6 protein-coding genes are annotated in these 6,000 nt (G+C 68.1%); 4 read left to right on the forward strand and 2 right to left on the reverse strand.

From position 1 onward, the window contains the following. Window positions 1–38: 38 nt before the first annotated feature. Complete coding sequence (locus NN2_RS25125; protein ID WP_227463015.1) at window positions 39–1,910, reverse strand: putative bifunctional diguanylate cyclase/phosphodiesterase; 1,872 nt, start codon at window positions 1,908–1,910, stop codon at window positions 39–41. Between the two features lie 109 nt (window positions 1,911–2,019). After that, window positions 2,020–3,282 carry a serine--tRNA ligase gene (serS, locus tag NN2_RS25130; RefSeq protein WP_063016448.1) on the reverse strand — a complete coding sequence of 421 codons (1,263 nt, stop codon included), beginning with the start codon at window positions 3,280–3,282 and terminating at the stop codon, window positions 2,020–2,022. 105 nt (window positions 3,283–3,387) lie between these two features. Between serS and NN2_RS25135 the strand changes: the two genes are divergently transcribed. The 4 genes from NN2_RS25135 to NN2_RS25150 all read left to right on the forward strand — a co-directional run. Beyond that, window positions 3,388–4,545 (forward strand): septum formation family protein, encoded by a 1,158-nt coding sequence (locus NN2_RS25135; protein ID WP_082857244.1) that lies wholly within the window; start codon window positions 3,388–3,390, stop codon window positions 4,543–4,545. A gap of 4 nt (window positions 4,546–4,549) precedes the next feature. Beyond that, the gene (locus NN2_RS25140) at window positions 4,550–4,903 is read left to right on the forward strand and encodes a metallopeptidase family protein (RefSeq protein WP_063016452.1); all 354 of its coding nucleotides are present in this window, start codon (window positions 4,550–4,552) and stop codon (window positions 4,901–4,903) included. 199 nt (window positions 4,904–5,102) lie between these two features. Then, window positions 5,103–5,414, forward strand: coding sequence for a PE family protein (locus NN2_RS25145; RefSeq protein ID WP_030516766.1), 312 nt, complete (start codon window positions 5,103–5,105; stop codon window positions 5,412–5,414). A 44-nt stretch (window positions 5,415–5,458) separates the two neighbouring features. Then, on the forward strand, window positions 5,459–6,000 hold a 542-nt coding region (locus tag NN2_RS25150; protein ID WP_156511462.1), incomplete at its 3' end, for a PPE domain-containing protein.

Raw genomic sequence — 6,000 nt, forward strand, 5'->3', positions numbered from 1 at the left:
GAGCCGATGCCGCGACCCGAATCGCCCGGCGGTCCGGGTCAGCCCCGATGGCCCAGGCCCTCCGGGTCGAAGCCGTTGTTGTCCACCGGGACCCAGCCCTTGGCGGCGAAATCCCGATCGGTCGTCCCGGCGCCGACCAGGCCCCGGTTGGAGTTCATATCGCTGATCAGCTCGGAGACCGGATGCGAATCGCTGTAGTGATAGCCCTGGGCGAGCGCGAAGCCGAGTTCGGTCAGCACCGCCGCCTGGTACTCGGTTTCCACACCCTCGGCGATCACCTGCAGATCCAGCGACTTGCTCAGCGCCGCAATCACTCCCAGCAGCGGCGGCGCGGGCGAATCGGAACGGATCGCGGCGACGAAGGACTGGTCGACCTTGAGGATGTCGCTGGGGATGGTGGCCAACCGGCTCAGCGAGGAGTAGCCGGTGCCGAAGTCGTCGATGGCGATACGAACGCCGCTGTCGCGCAATTGGTGCAGATTCGCGATGGCGGTCTGGGATTCGGCGGCCAATTCGCTCTCGGTGACCTCGAGGACGAGCTGGTCGGCGGGCCAGCCGGTGTCGGCGAGGATGCCGGAGACCCGGTCGGCGTAGTTGGTCTCGGCCAATTCGAGACCGCTGACGTTGACGTTCAAGGTCAGATCGAGCTGGGCGAAGGTCTCCTGCAGCCGGGCCGCATCCGCACACGCACGCCGCAGGACCAGTTCGTCGAGGTCGGAGATCAGGTCGTATTCCTCGGCGACCCGGATCAGCCCCTCGGTCGTGACGTCGGGCTGGGCGTTGGACGACCAGCGCAGCAGCGCCTCCACACCGACCGCCTGGGCGCCGTCCTCACCGAGGCTCACGATGGGCTGGTAGTGCACGTCCAGCGCGCCGGTATCGATGGCCTCGCGCAGTTCGACCGCCAGCGGCAGCTGCCGCGACGATTCCAGCACCGTGCGATTGCGCCCGGCCTGCTTGGCCCGGTACAGGCCGACATCGGCACGACTGACCAGCAGCGAGCCGGACTCACCGGGCTGCCAGGAGGTGACACCCGCCGAACATCCCGTGGTGACCGCGGCACGCAGCTGTTCGGTCAGCAGAATCGCGGCCTGTTCGGTGGTGTTGGGCAACAGCAGCGCGAACGCGTCGCCGCCGTATCGGGCCAGCAGCTGATCCGGGCCCAGCAGCTTCGACCAGGTGTCGCCGACGCGCTGCAGCACGGCATCGCCGGCGCGATGGCCGAGATGATCGTTGATCTTCTGGAACCGGTCCAGGTCGACCAGAACCAACGCGAGTCCCTGACCGGTACGCCCGGCATGTCCGATGGCGCTGTTGAGCGCGCGATCGAAACCGCGGCGGTTCAACAGCCCGGTGAGTGTGTCGATATCGGCGTCCGAGGCCATCCGGGTGAGGATGCCGACCACGATGCCGACGCCGACCGTGATTCCGGCCGGGATGATGCCCGACCACCAGGGCAGACCCCGGGACGGCACCACCCACAGACAGAGCACGACCGCGAACGCCACATGCGCCCCGGCCAGCCGCCAGGCGAAGAAGATCGCGGCATCCGCGGCGACGAAGACATAGAAGGCGGCGAGCGTGATCGCGCCGACCGTATTCGGGAACCAGTGCACGGCGATGGTGACCAGCACCGTTGCCACCGCGACATACCCGTGGTGCACCCAGTGCGGCTGGCGAGGACCCCAGATCAGCAGGCTCACGCCGAGCAACAGCGCGACCGCTGCGGCCGAGCCGACCAGCGGGCGGTTGCCCTCGTTTCCCGGTGCGATGGCAGTGATCAGCAGGCCCAGGACCCCACCCATGACGTAGAACGCCCCGGTGGTCCGAGCCATGACCATTGCCGTCGCCAGCGCCGATGCCGCCCGAACCTGCGTGCGGGTATCGCCGCGAGACCCGAGTCCTCGCACGCCGTCCAGCCTAGACAACGCGGTGCATAGCAGTAGTGACAACCGCCGGATTCGAGGCCGAAGTCACCGCGGCGGTGCCGCCATCATCACCGCGGCGGTGCCGCCATCATCACCGCGGCGGCTCGAGCACCTCGCGGCCCACGAACGGGACCAGTGCGGCGGGCACCCGGACCGAGCCGTCGGCCTGCTGGTGATTTTCCAGCAACGCGACGATCCACCGCGTGGTCGCGAGGGTGCCGTTGAGGGTCGCGGCGATCTGCGGCTTGCCGTTCTCGTCCCGGTAGCGCACCGACAGGCGGCGGGCCTGGAAGGTGGTGCAGTTCGAGGTCGAGGTGAGTTCGCGATAGGTCTGCTGGGTCGGCACCCACGCCTCGCAGTCGAACTTGCGGGCGGCCGAGCTGCCGAGATCGCCGCCGGCCACATCGATGACCCGATACGGGACCTCGATCGCGGCGAGCATCTCCTTCTCCCAGTCGAGCAGGCGGCGGTGTTCGGCGTCGGCGTCCTCGGGACGGCAGTAGACGAACATCTCGACCTTGTCGAACTGGTGCACGCGGATGATGCCGCGGGTGTCCTTGCCGTAACTGCCGGCCTCGCGGCGGAAGCACGACGACCAGCCGGCATAGCGCTTCGGCCCGTCGCTCAGGTCGAGGATCTCGCCCGAGTGGTAGCCGGCCAGCGGGACCTCCGAAGTGCCGACCAGGTACAGATCGTCGTCGTCGAGGTGGTAGACCTCGGCAGAATGCTGCCCCAGGAAGCCCGTTCCGGCCATGATCTCCGGGCGCACCAGCACCGGCGGGATCATCATGGTGAAACCGTTGGCGACCGCGCGTTGGGCGGCCAGCTGCAGCAGGCCCAGTTGCAGCAGGGCGCCGTAGCCGGTCAGGAAGTAGAAGCGCGCGCCCGAGACCTTGGCGCCCCGTTCCATATCGATCAGTCCGAGCGCCTCGCCCAGGTCGAGATGATCGCGCGGGGAGAAGTCGAATTCGGTGGGCGTGCCCACTGTTTCGAGCAGCACGAAGTCGTCCTCGCCGCCCGCGGGCGCGCCCTCCTGCACGACGTTCGAGATCGCGCGGTGGGCGGTGTCGAGTTCGGCGTCGGCGGCGTTCTCGGCGGCCTCGGCCTCCTTCACCTTCGCCGACAACTCCTGCGCATGCGCCAGCAGCGTCGCACGCTCGTCGGGGGACGCCTTGCCGACCTTCTTACCCAGCGCCTTCTGTTCGGCGCGCAGGTTGTCCGCCGTCGCGACCGCGGCGCGGCGGGCGGCATCCGCCTCGAGCAGGGCATCCACCAGCGCCGGGTCCTCACCGCGGGCACGCTGCGAGGCACGGACCGCTTCGGGATTCTCGCGCAGGAATCGGAGGTCGATCATGGGCAATCAGCCTAGTGGGAGGTGTCCACCGCATTTTCTGAGGATCCGGTGAAATCCGAACCGATCGTGGCAGGCCTCGCACGGGGCCTGCCATGATGGACGGCGATGTCCTCCGACGATGGGGCGCCAGCGGCGCCGGAACCGGGAAACGAAGAATCCGACACGCCTCGCCGCAGGCGTGCCGGGGCCAAACGTCGCCGCCCGTTGCCGGGCGCCGGGAAACGCCTGGGGCAGGATGGCAAGGCGTTGCATCCGCATCGGCTGCGGTGGGGATTGCTCGCGGTCGCCGTCGGTGCCGTGGTGGCGGCGCTGGTGACGCTGTCCATCTCGGGGTTTCGCAGTTCGCACGGACTGGAGGTGCACGATCCCGGATCGGGCAAACCGCCCGCGGGTCGTGCCGACGCCGCCTTCGGCGCCGCCAAGACCGGCGACTGCCTCACCTGGACCAGCACCAAAACCCTGGATCTGACCAAGGTCAACTGCGCCGACAAACATCTGTTCGAGGTCACCGCCGACATCGACCTGAGCAAATATCCGGGTCGTGAATTCGGGCCGGGCTCGGCCTTCCCCGATTCGCTGCGCTTCGGCGAACTGCGCGACGAACACTGCGCATCGGCCGCGGCCGCCTACCTCGGTGGCCGGCTCGACCCGCGCGGGCGATTCGTGGTCGGCATGGTCAACCCGGGTGAACCGGGCTGGCGCAACGGCGATCGGACCATCCGGTGCGGGCTGCAGTTGGTGAGCGCCACGGGCAACGCCACACAGCAGACCGTGGGCCGGGTGCGCGACAGCGACCAGTCCCGCGTCTTCGATCCGGGCACCTGCATCGGCATCAATCAGAACCTGCCGACCAACGAACCGGTCCCCTGCGGCCAGCCGCACGCCTACGAGGTGATGTCGACGGTGGATCTCGGCACCCACTTCAACGGCGGCCCGCCGGCGAACGCCGATCAGGACAAGTTCATGCAGGACGAATGTGGCCGGGCCGCAGGCGATTACCTCGGTGGCCAGGACGCGCTGATCAACAAGACGCTGACCATCTTCTGGGACAACCTCGACGCCCGCAGCTGGCTGGTCGGCAGCCACAAGCTGAACTGCCTGGTGGGCAAGGGTTCTCAGGACGGTTTCGCGACGATCACCGGAGCGGCCAAGGGCGATGTGCTGATCGACGGCCAGGCTCCGGTGCCGCCGCCGAGTTCCGGGCGTTCCACCCCGGCGCCGCTGCCGGGCGCGGCTCCCGCGCCGATTCCGCCGCAGCGCTGACGCCATGCCGGTGTCGATGTCGGAGAGCCGGTTCGAAGAACTGGTCGGCGATGCGCTGGATACGATTCCGGCCGCGCTCACCCAGGCGATCGAGAACGTCGTGGTGTTGATCGAACCCCGCAATTCCGAGGATCCGCATCTGCTCGGGCTTTATCACGGCATCGCCCTGACCGACCGGGTGGACAGTCAGTACGGCGGCGCGCTGCCGGACACCGTCACCATCTACCGCGACACGATTCTGGAAATGTGCGACGACGAACGGCAGGTCGTCGAGGAAGTGGCCATCACCGTGATCCATGAGATAGCTCACTATTTCGGGATCGACGAAGAACGACTGCATCAGCTGGGATGGGGCTAGTCTTTACGCGCGTAGCGGGTAAAGTCGAATCGATTCGTGACTCGAGGGAACCGAACCGGGGGCCGTCGCGTCCAATCATCTCGTAGGGGGAATTCTCGTGGTTCCACCGACGGGTCTGCCGGATTCTCTGTGCCGGAACAGCACTGAGGCTCGGGCAGCCTCGACACTTGCATAGCCGCCACAAGAAGGAGTTCGAGTCATGGTTGGTCTGCTCGGTGTACAGCCCGAAGTCGTCCTCGCGGCCTCGGCGGAACTCGATCTGCTCGCCGAACGTCTCACGGCCGCCACTGCTTTGAGCGGTCCGGCCACCCACGTCGTCCCCGCCGGCGCCGAAGAGGTATCCGTCGCCGCGGCAACCCATCTGAACGAGGGCGCTCTCAGCCACGACCGCGCGGCCGCGCAGGCCATCCTCGAGCTGCATCACGCGGCCGCCATCCTGCGTCAGCAGCTGGCCTCCTACATCGCCCAGGACGCGGTCAACGCGGCCGGCACCGCCGCCATTCAGTTCTGACCGGCGCCGATCCTTCACCACACCATTCGTTCAGGGGAGAGACAATGACCGCAGGGATCACCGGAATCTACTGGCTGCCCCGGCTCGCCGAGGGCAACTCGAGTTTGCTGACCGCGGGTCCGCATGCCGTTCCGGCCGCTGCCGCGGCCACGGCATGGGGTGGGCTGACGGCGGCGTGGGTCGACGCGACCGCGACCGTCACCCGGGTCATGGCCGAACTGGGTGTCGGCATGATCGGCCTCAACGGCGCCGTCGCACTGACCAAACTCGCCGGCTTCACCGGCTGGGCCGAACAGCAGGGCGTGCAGGCGGCGGCGATGGCGGCCAAGGCCTCCGCACACGCCACCGCCAATACCGTTGCCACCCTTGCCATGCCGAGCCTGCCCGAAATCGCCGCGGTGGATGCCGCGCGCGTCGCGGCACATGCCCACGGCGGCGATCTGGACGGTAGCGGCGAGGCGGCCGAAGCCGCCAAGGCCGCACTGGATGTGCAAGCCGCCCTGGTCATGGACACCTACGAATCCACCGTCGAGGCCATGACGGCGACTCCGGCCGAATTCCTGACGCCGCCGCCGATCGCGGCGGG

Origin of the sequence: Nocardia nova NBRC 15556 (assembly GCF_001613005.1) — a bacterium.
Classification (GTDB): domain Bacteria; phylum Actinomycetota; class Actinomycetes; order Mycobacteriales; family Mycobacteriaceae; genus Nocardia; species Nocardia nova.